Below are 19,769 nucleotides of genomic sequence, written 5' to 3'. Positions count from 1 at the left end.
TGCTCCAGGCTTTTTTTAATGATGTAGTGGTTTTTTATTTTCATCCAACGTAAATCCTTCTCCGATCACGTCTTGAACGTCGTTGACTGTAACAAATGCATGTGGATCAATTCGTTCGACTAATGTTTTGAGACGAATGAGCTCATTCCGTCCAACTACACAGTAGAGGATTTCTTTGTCTGTTCCTGTAAAACTACCCTTTCCTTTTAGTATTGTAGCGCCACGGTCCATTTCTTGCATAATGGCACCTGCAATCTCAGGAACTTTATCAGAGATAATATGAGAAGCTTTGGCAGAATAAGCACCTTGTTGGATAAGGTCTATTACTTTTGCTGCAACGAAAACAGCTAAGAGTGTATACATCGCTTCACGGTAATTTAAATAAATTAACGACGTTGCAATGACGACTGCATCAAACATAAACATCGTTTTTCCCATACTCCAACCTAAATATTTAAATCCTAATTTGGCGATGATATCAACTCCACCTGTCGTCCCTCCATACTTAAATACGATTCCAAGACCAACTCCGATAAATACACCAGCAAATAGAGCAGCTAGCGTCATATCGTCATGCAAAGGAATGCGAATAAACGTATAACGTTGGAATATCTCTAAAAAGAAAGAAACTCCTACTGTGCCAATGATTGTGTATACGAAGGTAACCTTACCTAAGATTTTCCATCCTATGAAAAAGAGTGGAATGTTTAGGACAAGGTTAGATAAAGCAGGATTAATAAGAAACATAAAATAGAGGATGAGGGTGATTCCTGTAAATCCGCCATCCGCTAAATTGTTTTCCATATTAAAGTAAACAAGACCAAATGAAAGAATAGCTGAGCCAAAAAAAATAAAAAGTATATTTTTGGTATGAACCTTATAAGCCATTTTGCCCTCCTTGTGATAAAATACAATAGTTGGGTTACAAAGACTAATTTCCTGAAAAAGGTAGCTGTTTGCATTGATCAACATGTAAGCACAATACGCTTATTATATAAAAATTGCCATTTATCGGCAAATCTTTCTTTTTTATTTGTCAAAGTGGCAACATTTCGCTAACATGGATTTGATAGGGATGTGAGGTGAAGATTAATTGAATGATAAGTCGATGAAACAAATGCAAGAGGAAGTTGATCAGTACATCGGGCAGTTTAAGGAAGGATACTTTAGTCCTCTAGCCATGCTGGCTAGAATGAGTGAAGAAGTAGGGGAATTAGCAAGAGAGGTGAACCATTATTACGGTGAGAAGCCGAAAAAATTAACGGAAGAAAACCGAACAATGGAACAAGAAATGGGCGACATTCTGTTCGTTTTAATTTGTTTTGCTAATTCATTACATATTGATTTAGAAGAAGCTTTTGCCCTCGTGATGGATAAATTCGAATCACGTGATAAAGATCGTTGGACAAGAATTGAAGAAGAAGGTGTGTCAAATGAGTAAAGTTAAAATTGTCGTGGCTGGCCCGCGTGGAAACATGGGAAAAGAAGCAGTGAAAATGGTTTCAAGTACGGATGAATTTACACTTGTCGCTGCTGTTGATTCAAAACACGCTGGAATGATGCTAAGTGAAATAGAAGGATTTCAAGGTATTGATATACCGATTTATACAGATATGCAACAATGCTTTAAAGAAAATGAAGTTGATGTCCTGATTGATTTGACTGCTCCTGCATTCGGGAAAAAGCATATGCAAACAGCTTTTGAAAATGGGGTTCGTCCAGTTGTAGGCACAACAGGATTTACAGAAGAGGATATTATTGAGCTCAGAGCGACAGCGGAAGAACAGGGGATTGGCGCAATTATTGCACCTAATTTTGCTATTGGTGCAATTTTGATGATGAAGTTTTCACAAATGGCGGCGAAATACTTGCCAGATGTTGAGATCATTGAACGGCATCACGATCGTAAGTTAGATGCTCCATCGGGAACGGCTATCAAAACAGCTCAACTTATTTCTGAAGTGAGAGAGCAAAAGGCTCAAGGGCACCCAAATGAAACAGAAGAATTGGCCGGAGCACGTGGAGCTAATTTTGAGGGGATGAGAATACATAGTGTGCGCTTGCCTGGATTAGTCGCTCACCAGGAGGTGATCTTTGGAGGTGTTGGTCAAACGTTAACCATTCGCCATGACTCTATTGATCGCACGTCATTTATGCCTGGAGTGAAATTAGCTGTTGATGCTGTGCTTCGAATTGATACGTTGGTTTATGGTTTAGAGCATATTATAGAATAATAATAATTACGTAAAAGGGGAGAAGCACGGATGAGAATCGCACTTATAGCCCATGACAAGAAAAAAGAAGAAATGGTTCAATTTGCAACGGCATATGAACACATTTTAGAAAAACATGAATTGTTTGGAACTGGTACAACGGGGACTCGTATAATGGAAGCAACCCAATTGTCTGTAACTAGGTTTAAATCTGGTCCTCTTGGAGGAGATCAGCAAATTGGTGCTCTTGTAGCAGAAAATAAGTTTGATTTGATTTTGTTTTTCCGTGATCCATTAACAGCGCAACCTCATGAGCCTGATGTAACAGCATTAATCCGTTTGTGTGATGTTCGAAATGTTCCGCTTGCAACGAATATTGGTACGGCCGAGGTTTTAATAAAAGGGTTAGATCGCGGTGACTTTGCTTGGAGAAAAGCAGATAAGGATGAATATAATAATGGATAGGTTAGATATCCTTGCCTTTGGTGCCCATCCCGATGATGTTGAAATCGGGATGGGTGCAACTTTAGCTAAATATGCAAGTGAAGGTTTTCGTGTAGGCATCTGTGATTTAACAAAGGCGGAGTACTCATCAAATGGAACAGTTGAACAAAGGCAAAAAGAGGCTAAAACGGCAGGAGAGATCTTAAAACTTACAGCACGTATACAACTTTCTCTTAGCGACCGAGGATTGAAGAACATTACAGAAGACCAACTTTCCGATGTCGTGTCTGTCATTCGGAAATATAAACCTTCAATTGTGTTTACCCCTTACCAAGTGGATCGCCATCCTGACCATGGTGCTTGTTCGGATATTGTAAAAGAGGCTGTGTTTAATGCGGGAATTAAGCGTTATATATGTAGTGAAAAATTAAATGCCTTTCGTCCTGATGATGTGTATTTTTATTTTATTAATGGATATGAGCATCCAGATTTTGTTGTAGATGTCACGAATTTCTTTGAAACAAAAATGCGAGCGTTACAAGCCTATGAAAGTCAATTTATAAAAACGGTAAATACTGTAGATACGCCTTTAACAAATGGATACATAGCTGTTGTTGAGGCGAGAGAGCGTTTATTTGGAAAAGAAGCCGGGGTAACCTATGCAGAAGGATTTAAAACGACTAAACCAATAGTCATAACGAACTTATTTGCAGGAAAGGAACAGCGTTTATGAGTCTTAAAATAGGAATCAGTTGTTACCCTACAGTTGGTGGGTCAGGGGTTATTGCAACTGAACTTGGGAAACTGCTTGCTGAACGTGGGCATGAAGTTCATTTTATTACTTCTAGTGTTCCGTTTCGCTTAGATCGTGTGTATCCAAATATTTATTATCATGAAGTTGAAGTAAATCAATATTCTGTTTTTCAATATCCTCCGTATGATTTAACACTTGCTAGTAAAATGGCTGAGATTGTAAAGCGACAAAAACTCGATATTATCCACGTTCATTATGCAGTTCCTCATGCGATCTGTGCCATTTTAGCCAAGCAAATGGTTGAGCATAATGTGAAGATTATGACAACGTTACATGGGACGGATATTACCGTACTAGGTTATGACCCTTCACTAAAAGATATCATTAAGTTTGGCATAGAGAAATCAGATCTTGTGACGGCAGTTTCTAATGATTTAGTTGAGCAAACTCGTGAACTTGTATCAACCGATATGCCAATAGAGACCGTATATAATTTTATTGATGAACGCGTCTATATGAAACGAGAAGTTACTGATTTAAAGAAGCATTACCAACTGCAAGAGGATGAAAAAGTCTTGATTCATATCTCAAATTTTCGGCCTGTCAAACGAGTGTCTGATGTGATCAAAAGTTTTGCAAGAATTACAGCCAGAGTTAAATCAAAACTACTGTTAATTGGAAATGGACCAGAACTTGCTGTTGCTAGACAGTTAGCAAAGCAGTTACACATCGAAGATCATGTGTTGTTTTTAGGAAATCAAAAGCATATTGCTGAGCTCCTATCGATGAGCGACCTTATGCTTTTGTTAAGTGAGAAGGAAAGCTTTGGACTTGTTGCATTAGAAGCGATGGCTTGTGGTGTCCCAGTTATAGGGACAAAAACGGGAGGAATTCCAGAAGTGATTGTAGACGGTGAAACAGGATATCTTTGTGAAATTGGTGATATCGATTGTATAGCTGATAAAGCTATTTCACTATTACAAGATTCAGCAAGTTATGAGGCCTTCTCTGTTCGTGGAGTAGAAAGAGTGAAAGATATTTTTCATTCTCGAATCATTGTATCGAGGTATGAGAAGCTTTATCAGCAATTATTGCAAAATGAATAGATCGGAAATGAGGAATTCGTTTTGGCAAGTGAATGGAAGAAAGCGAAAGATGTCCTACATAGATTAAATGAAAATGGATTTGACGCCTATATTGTTGGAGGTGCTGTACGTGATTATTTATTAAAACGTAAAGTAGCTGATATCGATATTGTGACGACGGCTACTCCCGATGAGGTGTCTAGATTATTTTCAAAAACATATAGAATGAATAACCTTCACCAAACTGTGATCGTTAAACACGGAGATGAGAAATATGAAGTAACAACAATTAGAGGTGTGACCATTATCGATGATGTGAGTCTCCGTGACTTGACGATTAATAGCTTACTTATGGACTGTAATGGTGAAGTGTTTGATTTTGTAAGGGGGCAGGATGATCTCTTTCAAAACGTGTTAAGGGCGTGTGAACCTTTTGATCGGATGATCGAAGACCCACTCAGAATGCTCCGGGTATTTCGCTTCGTTAGCGAGTTAGGATTTGATATTGATCAAGAACTATTGTCTATTATTTCGACTAATCATGAACGAATACAGGACGTTGCAATTGAGCGAGTTATAAAGGAATGGATTAAGTTATTAAAAGGGAAACACCGCAACCTAGCCCTAGATTTGATCATGAGTACATGTTTATTCAAATCAATTCCAGGACTTGAGTTAACCGAACAGGCGTTAGACGGCTTATCTAATGTTAAGTCTTTAAAGCAGTCTACTGACACCGTTTGTTTAACTGCATTTTGTCTATGTTTGAGTAGAATAAATGAACAATATTTAAAGAATCTGGCGTTGTCTAACGAACAAGTAAAGAAAATTCAAGCTAGACTTTTCTATTATGAACTACGGCATAAAAAACAATGGAATCGCCTGGATCTGTATGACGCATCGATACAAGTAGCGATTGATGTTGAAAATTTAAGAAATTTATATAATAAAGAAAATCAGAATATTGCTCAATTGCTAGAAATGTGGGAATCTCTGCCTATTCATCAAAGGTCGGAACTTGCCATATCTGGACGAGATCTCATTCACGCATTAAAAAAGAATCAAGGACCGTGGGTTAAGGAAGCTCTTATGTTAGCTGAACAGCTCGTTGTTACTGGTCAATGTCAAAATGAGAAAGAAGTTTTATTGAACGCTATTTTAGAGGAGGGATGAGTGATGAAGGAGCAACTTCTCAAAATCTTTGCTGAGCATTCAGGCGAGTTTGTTTCTGGTGAAATGATTAGTCAGCAACTAGGCTGTTCAAGAACGGCCATTTGGAAACACATTGATGAACTGAGAAAAAATGGATATCAACTAGAATCAGCACCAAGAAAAGGGTATCGCCTCGTCAGTAAAGGTGATGGAATCCATCCTCATGAAGTGAAAGTTGGGTTGTCAACAAAACGATTAGGGCAAGAACTAACTTATTTTGATGCAACGGACTCAACACAGTTTACTGCTCATAAATTAGCTCAAGAAGGTGCAACCGAAGGCCATGTCGTTATTGCCAATGAACAAACAGCTGGAAAAGGGAGGCTAGGTCGTGATTGGTATTCAAGGAAGGGCACGAGTGTATCCATCAGTATGATTTTACGGCCAGATTTACCTCCGCAAAAAACTCCACAGCTCACCTTGCTGACCGCGGTTGCCGTTGTTCGAGCAATTAAAAACATAGTGGGAATTGAGTGTGATATAAAGTGGCCGAACGATATCCTTTTAAAAGGAAAGAAGCTTGTTGGGATATTAACAGAAATGCAAGCAGACCCTGATCGGGTGCATTCGATTATCATTGGCATAGGCATCAATGTTAATCAGCGGTCGGATGACTTCGATCCATCGATAAGGGACCTTGCGACTTCATTAGCAATTGAGAAAGGAAAAACAGTGGAAAGGGCACAAGTCATTTCAGCAGTTTTAAATGAATTTGAGCATCTTTATGATTTGTATTTAAACGAGGGATTTACACCAATAAGGTCGCTTTGGGAAGTGTATTCGATCAGTGTAGGAACCTATATTTATGCACGAACAATGCGTGAAGTAATTTATGGTTATGCTAAAGGAATCACAAATGATGGAGTCCTTTTGTTAGAAGATGAAAAAGGTCAAGAGCATAAGATTTATTCAGCGGACATTGAAATTGCTTCCCAAGTTGAAGAGTAATCTGTTATACTTTTTTTGATGGGCGGTATCCAATTTGGAACTGCACCAAGTAAGCACAATGAAAAACGGGTCTGCCTTGATCCATCAGGACTAGGACAGAGGGGTTCATAACATTTCGTCAAAAAACAGTTTGTATTTTGGACAAATTTGTTTTTGAATGCTTTAAAGAAGGGACTGCCCTCCTGTCTGGCACTACATAACTATGTATGTGAGATGAGGAGCAGTCCTTTTTTATTTGACGTCATGAGCTCTCCTCGTAAAAAGGGAGGAAGAAAAGATGAAAACAACAGCCAGCTTTATGAAGATGAAACAAAGGAAAGATAAAATTACCATGATGACTGCCTATGATGCACCAGCTGCCCGCCTTGTTGAACAATCAGGTATGGATATGATCCTTGTAGGCGATTCTCTTGGAATGGTCGTTCTTGGCTATGATTCAACTGTACCAGTAACCATTGACGACATGGTCCTTCACACGAAGGCGGCAAGACGAGGAGCACAAAATACATTCATTGTTACAGATATGCCATTTTTGACGTATCACGCTAGTTTACAGGATACATTTGCCCATGCGAAACGGTTACTTCAAGAAGGTGGTGCGAGTGCGGTTAAACTTGAGGGTGCAGGACCAGTTATTGAAACAGTTGCGAAACTAACAGAAGCAGGCGTTCCTGTAATGGGCCATTTAGGATTGACACCTCAATCGGTAGGTGTATTAGGTGGATATCGAGTGCAAGGGAAAGACCCTGAATCAGCGAGAAAACTGCTAGCAGATGCTAAAGCGTTAGAAGAAGCTGGTGCTTTTGCTATTGTCGTTGAATGTGTCCCGGAGCAAGTAGGAGAGATGTTGTCGGAAAAATGTAATATTCCTATTATTGGTATCGGGGCCGGTGTTGATACGGACGGCCAAGTTCTTGTTTACCATGATATTCTTGGGTATGGGGATGTTCATGTGCCTAAGTTTGTTAAGAGTTATGCGAATGTATCACCAATAATCGAGCAGGCATTAAAGTTATATGTGCAAGAAGTCAAAGAACAGAAATTTCCTGCTAAAGAACATTCCTTTACAATGAGTGAGGAAGCACTGTCAGGTTTGTACGGAGGCGTGAGCAAGTGAAAGTAGTTGAGGCAATTGAAGCTATACGAAATGAAGTGATAGCTGCAAAACAAACTGGTTTATCGATCGGCTTTGTTCCAACTATGGGTTACTTACATGAAGGGCATGTGAGTTTAATTGAAGCAGCAAGGAAAGACCATGATTTTGTTGTTTTGAGTATTTTTGTAAACCCGCTTCAGTTTGGACCAAATGAAGATTTGGATCGGTATCCAAGGGATTTTCAAAGGGATGAACAAATCGCCCAAAAAGCCGGGGTAGATGTTATTTTTTATCCTTCAGTTCCCGAAATGTATCCTACAAATATGCCAATGTCCATTCATGTTACAAGTGGTGTAAATGTTCTTTGTGGCTCTAGTCGACCTGGCCATTTTGACGGTGTCGCAACGGTTGTTATGAAGTTACTACAAATTGTACAACCGAATGAGGCTTATTTTGGGCAAAAGGATGCGCAGCAACTAGCTATTATTATGAACATGGTTGATGCTTTTAATGTGCCTGTAATCATCCATGGTTGTCCGACGGTTCGGGAAGAGGACGGATTAGCAAAAAGTTCTCGAAATGTTTATTTAACGAAAGAGGAAAGAGATGAAGCGCCGTTTCTATATGAGGCTCTAAAGGAAGGAGCCAAGTTGATCAGATCTGGAGAAACGAGTCGAGCGTTCATAAGAGCGGAGTTGGAGAAACGTCTTGAGTCAGGATCTGGGAAGGTTGATTATATAGACGTTTTAAGTTATCCGAGTCTAGAACAATCGGAACGTCTTAGTGGTAAAGTCATCCTTGCAGTTGCCTATGTTTATAAGAATGCTCGGTTAATTGATAATTATATAGTTGATATTCAGGGGGAAAAGTAATGTATCGCACGATGATGAAGTCAAAAATACACCGCGCACGAGTAACAGAATCGAACTTAAATTATGTTGGAAGTATTACCATTGATGAAGACATTATGGATGCTGTTGATATTTTAGAAAATGAAAAAGTGCAAATTGTCAATAATAATAATGGTCAAAGATTTGAAACGTATGTAATTAAAGGTCCACGTGGAAGTAATGTTTTTTGTTTAAATGGGGCTGCTGCAAGACTTGTTCATGAAGGAGATGTGATTATTGTCATTTCTTATGCACAAGTTGCAGAAGAGAATGTGAGGGCTCATGAGCCAAAAGTAGCGATCATGAATGAAAATAACCAAATTGTTGAAATGTTAGACAAAGAGCCAGCTTCTACCGTCTTATAATTCGAATATTCCCGTCCTCTTCGATAAACACTTTAAGTATAGTTATCGAGAGGAGGGGTTTTTTTGAACGATTGGATTACTTCCTGGAATACCATTTATGAAAATATAGAAAAAAAATGGGCTTTCATGTCTGAATCAGAACAAGAAAATCAACTGAAATATTTGGAAGAAACAGCAGGTTCGCTTTTAGACAAATGGACAGAGCTTGATGAAAAAATAAATGAGTTAAAAAATCCAAAAAGAGAGCCGTCCTTTTCTTATCACTCAAAAGGAACAACATTTTATGAACTGGAGATGTTTGAGCAGGCGGCACGTACGTTAAAGAAAGAATCAGGAATGGGACCTAATGATGAATTACGCAGGCTTTATTTAGGCTTTTCTTACCTATTTTCAGAACAACTAGAAGAGGCAAAAGAAACTTTTTTGTATGTTGTACAAGTATGCGAATACCCCGCTCTTTTGCACTTTGCACATGTTGGATTAGGTTGCGTACAAACGAGAGAAGAACGTCTAGATGATGCAATCGTTTCATTTGAGAAGGCAAATGAACTTACTTCATCTTATGATGTCGTGTATAATTTAGGTATCTGTTATTATTTTAATGAAGTATTTCATATGGCAAAACAATATTTCTTATCCTATATTAAACAAGTTCCTGACGACGGAGAAGCATTCTTTTTTTTAGGTTGCTGCCAGTGGCAAAGTGGGAATCTAGATGAAGCCTGGACGTGTTGGACAACAAGCATTTCCCTTTTAGATTCCGAAGAGTCTTTGTTTGCTCTAGCTTACGTTTGTGAATGGCATGGCTATCATCAAGCAGCTATTCATTGTTACAAACGGGTGCAAGAAAAGCATTTAGGTTCAGTACATGTTTTACATGGTCTAGCTTGGAATTATGCGTTATTAGATGACAAAACCAATGCATTAAAATCATTTCATGAAGCCATCCAATTAGACCCAAATAATGAAAACATTACTCACTCACTAAAGTGGTTGCAAAAGAGTTGGCCAGAAATTTCGGAACTACAACTTGTTGAATAGGGTTTTTAGAACGAGGTGTACAATGAACGAACGTTATGTTGTAGTTGATGTTGAAACAACGGGGCACTCGGTTACAAAAGGGGACCGAGTAATTCAAATTGGAGCAGTAGTGATAGAAGAAGGAGAAATTGTTGAAACTTTTGCTTCTTTTATTAACCCTGGAAAAGAAATCCCTCCATTTATAGAAGAGCTAACGGGCATTTCTGATGATCTAGTAAAGAATGCCCCTTCTTTTCGTGAGGTTATCCCTGAATTACTAACCTTATTTAAAAATAGCAATTTTGTTGCTCATAATGTTGATTTTGATCAAGCATTTCTAAAAAATCAAATGGCATTAGAAGGCTATGATCTACCTGGTATGCCTATTTTTGATACTGTTGAATTATCAAGGGTATTACTACCAAAGCAGGATAGTTATAAACTAGGACAACTAGCAGAGCAACTTGGTTTCGCTCATGACAGACCCCATCAAGCAGATAGTGATGCCGAAGTTACAGCTACGCTATTTTTGTCATTATTACATAAATTAAATCAACTGCCATTGTTAACACTACAACAATTGGCACCACTTTCTAGAAGATTTAAAAGTGATTTAGAACCTATGTTGCAATCCATTATTCAACAGAAGTTGTCTCAAGGGTTAATGGATGATGAACAATATGATTGTTATCGCCAAATCGCCTTAAGAAAAATAGAAGGGAAATCTGAATTAGAAGAAAGAAAGGATCAGCCTTCTTTTCATGATTTTTTACAAGGGTTATATAATGAAGATGGTAAGATGCAAACGGCTTTTACGAATTACGAACTTAGACCTGGACAACAAAAAATGATGTTGGAAGTAGTAGAGGCATTTCAACAAAATGGGCATAAAATGATTGAAGCCGGAACAGGTACAGGGAAGTCATTAGCGTATTTACTCCCGGCTGCATTTTTTGCCTATACAAAAAATGAGCCTGTTATTGTAAGCACACAAACGATTCCTCTTCAAGAACAATTACTATCAAGAGATTTGCCATTACTTCATCACCTTCTTCCTTTCCCGGTACGTGTTTCTTTGCTAAAAGGTAGAAGTCATTATTTGTGCTTACGTAAATTTGAACAGTCCTTATTGCATACTAACGAAGACAGTTATGATGTGTTGTTGACCAAAGCCTTAATTCTAATTTGGTTAACAGAAACAGAGCATGGAGATATGGAAGAGTTAAATCTTCCATCTGGCGGCAAAGGTTTTTGGTATGAAGTACAAAGCGATGCAGCTTCAGATCTTGGCCGCTATAGTCCTTGGTTCTCGCGTTGCTTTTATCACAGAGCGAGAAAACGTGCTCAATCATCAGATATCGTGATTACAAATCACGCGCTTTTAAGTACAGATCTTGTTCATGAACAACGATTATTACCAACGTATTCTTATGCGATTTTAGATGAAGCCCACCATTTAGAAGAAACAGCAAGTGATCATTTAGGAGCAAAAGCTGATTTTGTCTCGTTTTCTTACTTATTTCAACGATTAGGGTTAAGTCAAGAAGATGGAATGTTAGAGCAACTAACTCGCTTAATTCAAGAATATCAAATTGCCAATGTATCAAAGTCAAGTACTAGCTTAGATTTTGTCCAAATATTAAAAGATGAAGTCGATGAATTGTTTCGCATGCTTCATGGCTATGTTTTGTCAAAGACAAAAGCAAGCGCAACAGATGTAGGACGATTGCGTTACCGTTATGAGAGCTACTTAGAATCAAGTTCAACGTGGCAAGCGATTCTCGAGTGTGCCATGCGAGTGCACATGCAAACAAAGGATTGCATTGCAGAGCTCCAAAGGTGGATAAAGCCATTTTCTGAAAAGAAGGATGACATGACATACAAAGATCGAAGTTTTATTGCAGATATTGAAGGGTTGATTGATCATGTGTATGAAGAAGAACAAACATTATATGAATTGTTGCTTGAACATGATCCAAACATGGTGTACTGGTTAGAAGTAGAACCAAGAGGTGCTAAAAATGCGACCTTTTTGTACAGCAAGCCAATTGATGTGTCAGAAATCTTAGCAGATCGATTCTTTGCAAAGAAGAAAAGTGTTGTTATGACCTCAGCTACTCTTTCTGTTAATGGTTCATTTCATTACCAAGAAAAGCGCTTAGGTCTAACCGACTTTGGAGTAACACAATGTGTAATTCCCTCACCCTTTTCTTATATGGATCAGGTTAGGTTACTCTTACCTAGCGATATCCCTACAATTAAGGACGTTTCAGATGAAGATTTTGCTATCGAAGTGTCAATTAAACTTTGGAGAATGATGGAAGCATCAAGCGGAAAAATGTTAGTACTTTTTACATCTTATGAGATGCTTAAACAAGTGTATTATCATGTGAAAAAATTTAATGAATTCTCTGCATTTCAGTTAATTGGGCAAGGAGTGACAAGTGGTAGTAGAGCCAAACTCATGAAGATGTTTAAACAAACAAATCAAGCTATTCTATTTGGAACAAGTAGCTTCTGGGAAGGGATCGATTTACCAGGGGACGAACTTCGAAATTTAGTCATTGTTCGATTGCCATTTTCACCGCCAGATCAACCATTGCTGCAGGCCCAGTATGAAAGAGCAAAAGAGGAAGGCAAAAATCCATTTATGGAAATTTCATTGCCACAAGCAATTATTCGCTTTAAACAAGGGTTTGGCAGATTAATTAGAACGACACAAGATCGTGGCTGCGTGTTTATTTTAGACCGACGTATTTCCACGACTCGTTATGGAAAGCAGTTTATTCGCTCCCTGCCAAATGTTCCTGTACATGAAGGGAAGCTAGAAGATCTCCTTGAGGAATTTCAAGATTTCATGTAAAAAATGTCATCGATATCTCGATAATTTGGAGGGTTAATGCAAAATGCGTAACATTCTGATCGGACTCACTTTTATAGTCTTTATGGCTGTAATGTTAGGGTTGGAAGTTCGAATGGTTAGTCCTTCTGATGGACAAGAAGAAATGGAGTTAGATTTGCAGCTAGAGGAACAAGACGTTGGGTTTGTTTTTTTGGACCTACCTAATGGTGAGTCAACCTATATGGAGTTGCCAAATGGAGAATCCATTCTTATTGGTACAGGGGCAAAAAGTTCTGCAGATTCGTTGTTTTTTCGCTTGAAAAAATTAAATGTATCATCCATTGAAACCATTATTTTGCCAAGGTTTGAAAAAGAATACAGCGAGAATGTTGAAGAAGTTGTTACTCTTTTTGGGACGAAAACGTTAATTGTACCGAATGAGGGCATAAATCAAGCTAAGACTCAGTATGAGACACTTGATGTAGAGATTGTCGGCTGGTCCGATGAAAAAAAGGAAGAATTAGCAGATCATGTAACGGTTACAATGTTACCAAGTTCCTATACGATTTTGCCAACACTTTCATTTATCATATCTGTTCATGATAAACATCAATTCCTCTTCTCATCCGAAGCGAATGAAGATATAGAGCGTTTATGGATGGCTGAAGACTTGTCTCCTGTATCGGTACTAAAAGTGGCGGAATTCGGGACCAATGATGGTACAACTCAGCGCTTTTTAAATGAGATTGATCCACAAGTAGCTGTTTTGTTTACGAGAGAAAATGCAGAAGTAAGTGCTGAGTTGTTAGAACGATTACAGGAAACATGGATTGACACATATCGAATGAAACAAAATGGGGCTGTTATTATAAAAGTGAATCAAGCGGATTATGAACTTGTCACCGTTCATTTTAAAGAGTGATATTGATATGTTTTTTAAATTATGTAGCTAATGCTATAATAAATGCATATGAATTTAAGGTGAAATGTTCTGCACGAGGCATTTGTGCAGAACATTTTGAGGTGTGAGTAGGCTATAATTTTGCTTGTAATACTTTAACGAACATTGTGCAGTTTATTCGTGATCCTTCTGAAAAATAGAAGGAAATAACGTTTGTCGAATTGAAATGGGAAAGACTTGATGCCATTTCAATCCTTGGCGGCTAAGCAATGCTATTTCTTCTTTTTCTTTTTGATAACGCATCGCTGTAGATTGATAATGGTTTGACAATAGTTACGCCCCCTTTGTTTGGCGTACTTATAGTATCACCATATCGCTTATTACTATGTTTAGCAAAACTTGTACGACTAGGAAGATCATAATACTGGAGGGGAATACATGGATTCGAATTTAGTTGTTTTATCAACGACCAGAATAAAAAGAGCAGCAGATACCTATAAAATTGTTGATGCATTAAATCGAACCTTGAAAGAAGAGGATTTATTATTTGGCATAGCTCTAGATGATAAAGATAAGAATTCAATGGTATTTACGATTTATCGGTCGTAACTGGAGAGATATATATGAAAAAATGGATTATTATAATTGTTATTATTAGCGCCTCATTGTTAACTGGACTAAGTGTCTATGCGTATCAAACGATTCGAGAACCTCTTTTGCATCATTATGACCAAGCTGAAAACTACGTAGTTGGACAATCATTGCTGCAAACCGTTATGAATGTCACTTACTATCATGGGACAGATGCATATTATGTCTTTAATGGGTTAGATGATGATGGTGAGGAAACGCTTGTATGGGTCTCAGATGATTTTGACTTTCAACACGTACAAAGAGCAAGTGATGGAATCACAAGAGAAGAGGCGATTGCCATTGTTCAGCGTGATGAAGAAGTGTCAAGAATTGAAGCAACCAAGTTAGGTTTTGAAAGAGGGCTGCCTGTATACGAAATTACGTACTTCACTAACGAAAACCGAAAAGGCTATTATTATGTAACGTTTGAAGATGGAACGTTCATGAAAAGGTATTTACTGCGAACGGATTAATGAATTCTACTTGAATGATAGCTCAGGACAATTTATAGTGTATATATATTATTTGGGAGGGACATACATATGAGATTAGCGAAAAGAGTTTCGACATTAACACCTTCATCAACATTAGCGATTACAGCAAAAGCAAAAGAGTTAAAAGAACAAGGACATGATGTAATTGGTCTTGGGGCAGGAGAACCTGATTTTAATACACCACAATACATAATAGATGCTGCTGTTCGTTCGATGGAGGAGGGCCATACTAAATATACTCCTTCGGCTGGACTTCCAAAGTTAAAAGAAGCAATCATTGGTAAATTTAAGAACGATCAAAAAATTTCGTATAAGCCAGCTGAAATCCTTGTTGGTTCAGGTGCAAAACATGTCCTATATACGTTGTTTCAAGCGCTTTTAGATGAGGGGGATGAAGTCATTATCCCAACACCATATTGGGTAAGCTATCCTGAACAAGTAAAACTGGCTGCGGGAAACCCTGTTTATATCGAAGGACTTGAGAGTAATGAATTTAAAGTTACGGCAGAGCAACTTGAGCAAGCTATAACAGAGAAAACAAAAGCTTTCATTTTAAATTCACCAAGTAATCCAACTGGTTCTATGTATTCAGCGGACGAGCTTCGTGAACTTGGTGACGTTTGTATAAAGCATGATGTATTAATTGTTTCTGATGAGATTTATGAGAAGCTTGTATATGGGGGAGCAACTCATACATCGATTGCCGAGCTTTCTGAAGAATTAAAAGAACAGACAATAGTTGTTAATGGAGTATCTAAGTCGCACTCAATGACTGGTTGGAGAATCGGTTATGCAGCAGGGAACGCCGAAATCATTAAAGCAATGACCAACCTTGCTAGTCACAGTACATCAAATCCTACAACGAATGCACAATATGGGACGATTGCTGCATATACAGAGGATGACGGTTCGGTTGAGACAATGAGACAAGCGTTTGAAGAACGTTTAAATGGTGTATTTGACAAGCTTGTGGCGATTCCAGGTGTTTCTTGCGTGAAGCCAAAAGGAGCATTTTACCTTTTTCCAAACGTGAGTGAAGCTGTAAAACTGAACGGGTTTTCTGATGTTGATTCATGGGTTGAGGCCATTTTAGAGGAAGAAAAAGTTGCGTTAGTTCCTGGTTCAGGTTTTGGTGCACCAGATAATGTCCGCCTTTCTTATGCTACTTCATTTGATCTATTAGAGGAAGCCCTAACACGTATCGAACGATTCGTGCGTAATCATACAAAATAAGAAAAAAGCCGCAAAAGCGGCTTTTTTCTTATTGATGGTTCCACTATCATTTATTTTTTTTAGACAGTTCCATTAGAATAGATTGAATATTTGTTTTTCGTGGGTTTCATTCAAGGATCGTTGACTTGAAATTTTGTACAAGGGTATAATGTAGATTGGTATACATAGTAGGAGGTATGAAAGTGAAAACAACAATTGCAAAAATCGGTCAATTTGTCGAGCAAGAAGTCACAATTGGCGCTTGGCTTGCCGGTAAGCGCTCAAGTGGCAAAATTGCTTTTTTACAATTGCGTGATGGTACAGGCTTCATTCAAGGTGTCGTTGTCAAAGCAGACGTAGAGGAAGAAATGTTCCAACAAGCAAAGAATCTAACGCAAGAAAGTTCATTATATGTTACTGGAGTAGTGCGTTCTGATGACCGAGCTCCATCAGGGTATGAATTAACTGTAACAAAAATAGAAGTATTACATGAAGCTAAAGATTATCCCATTACACCCAAAGAGCATGGAACCGAGTTCTTAATGGATCATCGTCATTTATGGTTGCGCTCTAAGCGTCAGCATGCCGTAATGAAAATTAGAAATGAGATCATTCGTTCTACATACAATTTCTTCCATGAGAATGGTTTTGTCAAGATAGATCCTCCGATTTTAACAGGAAGTGCTCCTGAGGGAACATCTGAGTTGTTTGCAACAAAATATTTCGATGAAGATGCTTATCTTTCTCAAAGTGGACAGCTTTATATGGAAGCTGCTGCGATGGCAATGGGACGTGTATTTTCCTTTGGACCAACATTCCGTGCTGAAAAATCAAAAACACGTCGTCACCTGATTGAATTCTGGATGATTGAACCTGAGATGGCATTTGTTGAATTTCATGAAAGCCTAGAAATCCAGGAACAATATGTATCATACGTTGTTCAGTCTGTACTCAAATCATGCCAGTTAGAGTTAAAAACTCTTGGTCGTGATTTATCTAAACTAGAAGCAATTAAAGCTCCATTTCCACGCATTACTTATGATGAAGCCATTACATTTTTACATGAGAAAGGCTTTGATGATATAAAATGGGGAGATGATTTTGGTTCACCACATGAAACGGCGATTGCAGAGCACTACGAGAAGCCCGTTTTCATTACCCATTACCCAACTTCGTTAAAACCATTTTACATGCAGCCTGACCCAAATCGAGATGATGTTGTCCTCTGTGCTGATTTAATTGCACCAGAGGGGTATGGTGAAATTATCGGAGGTTCTGAACGCATTCATGATTATCATTTATTAGAACGTAATCTAAAAGAACATAATTTATCACTTGATGCGTATCAATGGTACCTTGATTTATGTAAATATGGTTCTGTACCACATTCTGGGTTTGGCTTAGGACTTGAGCGAACAGTTGCATGGATTTCAGGAGTAGAGCATGTTCGCGAGACGATTCCATTCCCACGATTGTTAAATCGTTTATATCCGTAATCTACAATATACAAGTACGGGGTTATCTCAAAAGGTCTAAATTATACCTTTAGGGATAACCCCTGATTTTTCTTATCGATGGTTATATCTTAAGTTCTATGTAAGGAAAAGGAAACGACTAGTTCAAATGATCATGTTATAATAGTGGACGAGGTGTTTTTAAATGGATCATAATTTACTTTTGAAATGGACAACCCAAAGACAGCTATCCATTCCAACTTTGCTGCTTAAACATTACTCTGAATTAGGACTAAAAGAAAACGAACTAGTTGCATTGTTACATGTTCAATCATTTATTGAGGATGGGGATGGCTTCCCAACCCCTGAACTTCTTAGTGAACGTATGACACTATCTATGAATGATTGTGCCCAAATGTTAGGACAATTAATTCGAAAAGGTTTTTTAACATTAGATAAAAAATGGGATGAGCAAGGGATCTTGTTTGAATATTATACACTAGAACCATTGTGGATTCGCTTAATCCAATTATTAAAAGGTGAGCAAATTAATTCTGAAGAACAACAAAAGGAAAGTAATGAAGGTCAATTATATAAACGATTTGAAGAGGAATTCTGTAGACCGCTTTCCCCAATTGAAGCTGAAACACTTGGGATGTGGCTAGATCAAGATAAGCATACGACTGAGCTGATTACTGCAGCCTTAAAAGAAGCGGTTGTGTCTGGAAAATTAAACTTTCGATATATCGATCGGATCCTATTTGAATGGAAACGAAATGGAATAAAAACAACAGACCAAGCTCGCGTACATGGCGAAAAATTTCGTAAGTATCAGCATCAGCCTAAACAAGAACAAAAACGAGCAAACGCTGACTCTTATCCTGGTTTTAGCTGGCTCGATCAAACGTAAGTCGATTTAAGGAGAGGATTAGGTTCATGTTATCAAAGAAACAGACAATAGAAGCACTTGATGTCATTGCGGAGATGTATCCGAATGCAGAGTGTGAGTTAACTCATTCTAATCCTTTTGAATTAGTGATTGCTGTTTTACTTTCTGCTCAATGTACAGATGCACTCGTAAATAAAGTGACACCCAAGCTTTTTGCTAAATATAAAAAGCCTGAAGATTATCTTGAGGTTCCATTAGAAGAGCTTGAGCAGGATATACGCTCAATTGGATTATTTCGTAGTAAAGCCAAAAATATAAAAAAGCTTGCACAAGCATTACTTGAAGAATACAACGGAGAAGTACCCAAAGAACGAGATGAACTTGTTAAGTTGGCAGGTGTTGGTAGGAAAACAGCTAATGTAGTTGCCTCTGTAGCTTTTGGCGTACCAGCTATCGCTGTAGACACACATGTAGAAAGAGTTTCTAAGCGTCTTGCCATCTGTCGTTGGAAGGATAATGTCCGCCAAGTCGAAGACACATTAATGAAGAAAATCCCGATTGAACGCTGGTCAGATTCTCACCATCAACTGATCTTTTTTGGTCGTTATCATTGCAAAGCACAATCTCCTCAATGCGATATATGCCCATTGTTGCCAATGTGTCGTGAAGGACAAAAACGAATGAAAGCAAGAAAGCGCAAATGAAAATAGACATTCCGGAAGCATTTCAGGTTCCACCTTTTTATAACGAATCATATGTTGTTAAGGAAGATACAGTTGCTTCTTTAAAAGACATATGCCAAGCTGTTCCATTCTATTATGATATAACGCTGGAAAAAAGACCTTGGAAGCAAAAGCATACGTATGTTCCAATGCTACTTGATTGGTGGAAAGATGAAGAACCATTACTTGAGCATTTCTACGCTAAACGAAATCCCAAGGCAGCAAACAAAAAAATGATCGTCATGACAGCGGTTTTTATCGATGCGTTGTTTTGGATGAATGAAACTCAAGTTCAGGGGATAACAACGATAGCTAAAAAGGTGAACTCGTTGCAATTTAAACCAGTCAATTGTGAAGAGAGGCTTGCATTTATCCTTAATGGGCCAATTCGTTATCATACGTATGTACAGCTAAAAGCAATGTACGTGGAGCTTGGAAAACTTTATGCCAAATCAAAAGTTTTAGAGGCAAATAAAAGCAAACGATGAAACTAAAAAAAGGGGCTATCTTAAAGACCACAGAAAAAGGTGAAAATTTTAGCTTTTTCTGTGAGCTCACTACTTCCCTTTCGTCGTTTGCACATTAAATATTTTCA

General features: G+C 38.1%; 22 protein-coding genes. 20 read left to right on the top strand and 2 right to left on the bottom strand.

Features of this window, described 5'->3' with window-relative positions; genetic code table 11:
• Positions 1 to 15 precede the first annotated feature (15 nt).
• Positions 16 to 888, bottom strand: a complete 873-nt coding sequence (locus LQ50_RS09305) for a YitT family protein (protein WP_034628463.1) — start codon at positions 886 to 888, stop codon at positions 16 to 18.
• Positions 889 to 1,108: 220 nt separating this feature from the next.
• Here LQ50_RS09305 and LQ50_RS09300 point away from each other — a divergent pair, with 220 nt between their 5' ends.
• The 13 genes from LQ50_RS09300 to LQ50_RS09240 all read left to right on the top strand — a co-directional run bounded on the left by LQ50_RS09300 (position 1,109) and on the right by LQ50_RS09240 (position 13,791).
• Positions 1,109 to 1,441 carry a nucleotide pyrophosphohydrolase gene (locus tag LQ50_RS09300; protein WP_034628631.1) on the top strand — a complete coding sequence of 111 codons (333 nt, stop codon included), beginning with the start codon at positions 1,109 to 1,111 and terminating at the stop codon, positions 1,439 to 1,441.
• Positions 1,434 to 2,234, top strand: coding sequence for a 4-hydroxy-tetrahydrodipicolinate reductase (gene dapB / locus LQ50_RS09295; RefSeq protein WP_034628461.1), 801 nt, complete (start codon positions 1,434 to 1,436; stop codon positions 2,232 to 2,234). The genes LQ50_RS09300 and dapB overlap by 8 nt, the downstream gene beginning before the upstream one ends.
• 30 nt (positions 2,235 to 2,264) lie before the next feature.
• Positions 2,265 to 2,678, top strand: coding sequence for a methylglyoxal synthase (locus LQ50_RS09290; RefSeq protein WP_034628460.1), 414 nt, complete (start codon positions 2,265 to 2,267; stop codon positions 2,676 to 2,678).
• Positions 2,671 to 3,390, top strand: a complete 720-nt coding sequence (gene bshB1 / locus LQ50_RS09285) for a bacillithiol biosynthesis deacetylase BshB1 (RefSeq protein ID WP_052144674.1) — start codon at positions 2,671 to 2,673, stop codon at positions 3,388 to 3,390. Before LQ50_RS09290 ends, bshB1 begins: the two co-directional genes overlap by 8 nt.
• Positions 3,387 to 4,517 (top strand): N-acetyl-alpha-D-glucosaminyl L-malate synthase BshA, encoded by a 1,131-nt coding sequence (gene bshA, locus LQ50_RS09280; RefSeq protein WP_034628459.1) that lies wholly within the window; start codon positions 3,387 to 3,389, stop codon positions 4,515 to 4,517. The genes bshB1 and bshA overlap by 4 nt, the downstream gene beginning before the upstream one ends.
• Positions 4,518 to 4,538: 21 nt before the next feature.
• Positions 4,539 to 5,669, top strand: coding sequence for a CCA tRNA nucleotidyltransferase (locus LQ50_RS09275; protein ID WP_034628456.1), 1,131 nt, complete (start codon positions 4,539 to 4,541; stop codon positions 5,667 to 5,669).
• Positions 5,670 to 5,672: 3 nt separating this feature from the next.
• Positions 5,673 to 6,656, top strand: a complete 984-nt coding sequence (locus tag LQ50_RS09270; protein ID WP_034628455.1) for a biotin--[acetyl-CoA-carboxylase] ligase — start codon at positions 5,673 to 5,675, stop codon at positions 6,654 to 6,656.
• A 277-nt stretch (positions 6,657 to 6,933) separates the two neighbouring features.
• Positions 6,934 to 7,773 (top strand): 3-methyl-2-oxobutanoate hydroxymethyltransferase, encoded by an 840-nt coding sequence (gene panB / locus LQ50_RS09265; protein WP_034628452.1) that lies wholly within the window; start codon positions 6,934 to 6,936, stop codon positions 7,771 to 7,773.
• Positions 7,770 to 8,624 carry a pantoate--beta-alanine ligase gene (gene panC, locus LQ50_RS09260; RefSeq protein WP_034628451.1) on the top strand — a complete coding sequence of 285 codons (855 nt, stop codon included), beginning with the start codon at positions 7,770 to 7,772 and terminating at the stop codon, positions 8,622 to 8,624. The genes panB and panC overlap by 4 nt, the downstream gene beginning before the upstream one ends.
• On the top strand, positions 8,624 to 9,007 hold the full coding sequence (gene panD / locus LQ50_RS09255) for an aspartate 1-decarboxylase (protein WP_034628449.1): 384 nt from the start codon (positions 8,624 to 8,626) through the stop codon (positions 9,005 to 9,007). Before panC ends, panD begins: the two co-directional genes overlap by 1 nt.
• A gap of 63 nt (positions 9,008 to 9,070) precedes the next feature.
• On the top strand, positions 9,071 to 10,048 hold the full coding sequence (locus LQ50_RS09250; RefSeq protein WP_034628447.1) for a tetratricopeptide repeat protein: 978 nt from the start codon (positions 9,071 to 9,073) through the stop codon (positions 10,046 to 10,048).
• A 22-nt stretch (positions 10,049 to 10,070) separates the two neighbouring features.
• Positions 10,071 to 12,890 (top strand): ATP-dependent DNA helicase DinG, encoded by a 2,820-nt coding sequence (dinG, locus tag LQ50_RS09245; protein WP_034628446.1) that lies wholly within the window; start codon positions 10,071 to 10,073, stop codon positions 12,888 to 12,890.
• Positions 12,891 to 12,933: 43 nt separating this feature from the next.
• Positions 12,934 to 13,791, top strand: a complete 858-nt coding sequence (locus tag LQ50_RS09240) for a ComEC/Rec2 family competence protein (RefSeq protein WP_034628445.1) — start codon at positions 12,934 to 12,936, stop codon at positions 13,789 to 13,791.
• A 153-nt stretch (positions 13,792 to 13,944) separates the two neighbouring features.
• On the opposite strand, the gene LQ50_RS25420 is transcribed toward LQ50_RS09240, so the two are convergent.
• Positions 13,945 to 14,100 (bottom strand): hypothetical protein, encoded by a 156-nt coding sequence (locus tag LQ50_RS25420; RefSeq protein ID WP_161784676.1) that lies wholly within the window; start codon positions 14,098 to 14,100, stop codon positions 13,945 to 13,947.
• A 108-nt stretch (positions 14,101 to 14,208) separates the two neighbouring features.
• Between LQ50_RS25420 and LQ50_RS24630 the strand changes: the two genes are divergently transcribed.
• The 7 genes from LQ50_RS24630 (at position 14,209) to LQ50_RS09210 (ending at position 19,662) form a co-directional block, all read left to right on the top strand.
• A complete protein-coding gene (locus LQ50_RS24630; protein ID WP_070808128.1) occupies positions 14,209 to 14,379 on the top strand; it encodes a DUF4264 family protein in 171 nt (56 codons plus the stop codon).
• Positions 14,380 to 14,393: 14 nt separating this feature from the next.
• Complete coding sequence (locus LQ50_RS09235) at positions 14,394 to 14,876, top strand: cell wall elongation regulator TseB-like domain-containing protein (protein ID WP_034628444.1); 483 nt, start codon at positions 14,394 to 14,396, stop codon at positions 14,874 to 14,876.
• Positions 14,877 to 14,945: 69 nt separating this feature from the next.
• Entirely contained in the window at positions 14,946 to 16,130 is a 1,185-nt protein-coding gene (locus LQ50_RS09230) for a pyridoxal phosphate-dependent aminotransferase (RefSeq protein ID WP_034628442.1), read from the top strand.
• A 182-nt stretch (positions 16,131 to 16,312) separates the two neighbouring features.
• Positions 16,313 to 17,605 carry an asparagine--tRNA ligase gene (gene asnS, locus LQ50_RS09225; protein ID WP_034628441.1) on the top strand — a complete coding sequence of 431 codons (1,293 nt, stop codon included), beginning with the start codon at positions 16,313 to 16,315 and terminating at the stop codon, positions 17,603 to 17,605.
• A gap of 163 nt (positions 17,606 to 17,768) precedes the next feature.
• Positions 17,769 to 18,473, top strand: a complete 705-nt coding sequence (locus tag LQ50_RS09220) for a DnaD domain-containing protein (RefSeq protein ID WP_034628439.1) — start codon at positions 17,769 to 17,771, stop codon at positions 18,471 to 18,473.
• Positions 18,474 to 18,499: 26 nt separating this feature from the next.
• On the top strand, positions 18,500 to 19,156 hold the full coding sequence (nth, locus tag LQ50_RS09215; protein WP_034628436.1) for an endonuclease III: 657 nt from the start codon (positions 18,500 to 18,502) through the stop codon (positions 19,154 to 19,156).
• Positions 19,153 to 19,662: a YpoC family protein gene (locus tag LQ50_RS09210; protein WP_034628434.1), complete on the top strand. Its 510-nt coding sequence runs from the start codon at positions 19,153 to 19,155 to the stop codon at positions 19,660 to 19,662. Before nth ends, LQ50_RS09210 begins: the two co-directional genes overlap by 4 nt.
• Positions 19,663 to 19,769 lie beyond the last annotated feature (107 nt).

It is taken from the genome of Halalkalibacter okhensis (assembly GCF_000787375.1).
GTDB classification, from domain to species: domain Bacteria; phylum Bacillota; class Bacilli; order Bacillales; family Bacillaceae_D; genus Halalkalibacter; species Halalkalibacter okhensis.
Note: the sequence above shows the minus strand (reverse complement) of the source record. Positions and strands in the feature narration are given on the sequence as shown.